Raw genomic sequence first — 1,754 nt, forward strand, 5'->3', positions numbered from 1 at the left:
AGAAGGACGCCTGGTTTGTCGGTTTCTCGCCCGACTATGTCTGCGGCGTCTATATCGGCTACGACAAGCCGCGCAATCTCGGTCGCTCTGCCACCGGCGGCCATCTCGCGGCGCCGATCGCGCGCAACTTCTTCAATCTCGCGCTTGCCGACAAACCGGCGGTGCCGTTCCGCGTCCCGGCCGGCATCAAGCTGGTCCGCGTCGACGCCAAGACCGGTATGCGCGCCGGACCAGGTGACACCGGCCGCACCATCCTCGAGGCGTTCAAGCCGGGCACCGCGCCGCCGGACAATTACGCTGTGATCGGCGTCGCCGATGGCAGCGGCGCTGGTCCCGGAGTGTCGCCCGACGCCGACCGCTCGATCCTTCGGCCCGGCACCGGCGGCCTGTACTGAGCGCGTCATTCGGGCGATTGCGCTTTGCCGCGTCGCCCGCTAAATCGCCTCATCGGTTCGCGGCCTCAAGGTCGCGTTCGTTTTACGGCCTCCGGCCGATTTTCGCCTCGCGGCTTCCGGCCGCACAAGAGACATCATGCGCGCAGAAATCGAACGCCTCGTCGAAGAGATCAAGCAGTCAGTCGGGCTGCTGAGGAGGCATCTTTGACGTCGATCAGTCGACTGTCCGCCTCGCGGAGCTGAACAAGCTCGCCGAGGATCCCGACCTCTGGAACGATCCACAAAAAGCTCAGCGGCTGATGCAGGAGCGAACCTCGCTGGAGGATTCGCTGACCGGCATCGGCAAGGTCGAGCGCGAGCTCACCGACAATATCGACATGATCGAACTCGGCGAAGCCGAGGGCGATGAGGGCGTCGTCAAGGAAGCCGAAGCCGCGCTGAAGGATCTCAAGAAGGAAGTCGCGCGGCGCGAGCTCGAAGCGCTGCTGTCCGGCGAAGCCGATAAGTTCGACACCTATCTGGAAGTCCACGCTGGCGCCGGCGGCACCGAGAGCCAGGACTGGGCCTCGATGCTGCTGCGCATGTATACGCGCTGGGCCGAGAAGCACGGCTTCAAGGTCGAGTATCTCGAAGAGTCCGAGGGCGAAGAGGCGGGAATCAAATCGGCGACGATCCAGATCTCCGGCCACAACGCCTATGGCTGGCTGAAGACCGAAGCCGGTGTGCATCGCCTGGTGCGCATCTCGCCGTTCGATTCGAACGCTCGCCGGCACACCTCGTTCTCGAGCGTGCAGATCTTCCCGGTGATCGACAACTCGATCAAGATCGACATCGCCGAGTCCGACGTTCGCGTCGACACGATGCGGTCGGGCGGCGCCGGCGGTCAGCACGTCAACAAGACCGAATCCGCGGTGCGGCTGACGCATATTCCGACCGGCGTCGCGGTGGTCTGTCAGGCCGGCCGATCGCAGCACAAGAACCGCGCCCAGGCGTGGGACATGCTGCGCGCGCGGCTCTACGAGATCGAGCTGAAGAAGCGCGAAGAGCAGGCCGCCGCCGATCAGGCCGCCAAGACCGACATTGGCTGGGGCCACCAGATCCGCTCCTACGTGCTGCAGCCCTATCAGATGGTCAAAGACCTGCGTACGGGCGTGCAGACCTCGGACACCGCCGGCGTGCTCGACGGCGAACTCGACGAGTTCATGGCCGCGACCCTGGCGCAACGTGCGTTCGGGACGGGGCCGGGGGCGGTCGAGGACGTGGAGTAAGCGTGTCCACAAGCAGCCGCGCCAAAGTCGGCTTCATCGGCCTCGGCAAGATGGGCCGCGGCATGGCGGGGCGGTTGCTCGACGGCGGCTT

General features: G+C 65.5%; 1 protein-coding gene and 1 pseudogene. Both read left to right on the forward strand.

From position 1 onward, the window contains the following. A pseudogene (locus I5M_RS30755) lies at window positions 1-395 on the forward strand (penicillin-binding protein); the annotation flags it as partial. A 136-nt stretch (window positions 396-531) separates the two neighbouring features. Continuing rightward, a protein-coding gene (prfB, locus tag I5M_RS27785; protein ID WP_148287976.1) for a peptide chain release factor 2 occupies window positions 532-1,663 on the forward strand; the annotation gives its coding sequence in 2 pieces (ribosomal slippage) (window positions 532-600 and window positions 602-1,663; 1,131 coding nt in all). Window positions 1,664-1,754: the final 91 nt, after the last annotated feature.

Origin of the sequence: Rhodopseudomonas sp. B29 (genome assembly GCF_000333455.1) — a bacterium.
Lineage (GTDB): Bacteria > Pseudomonadota > Alphaproteobacteria > Rhizobiales > Xanthobacteraceae > Rhodopseudomonas.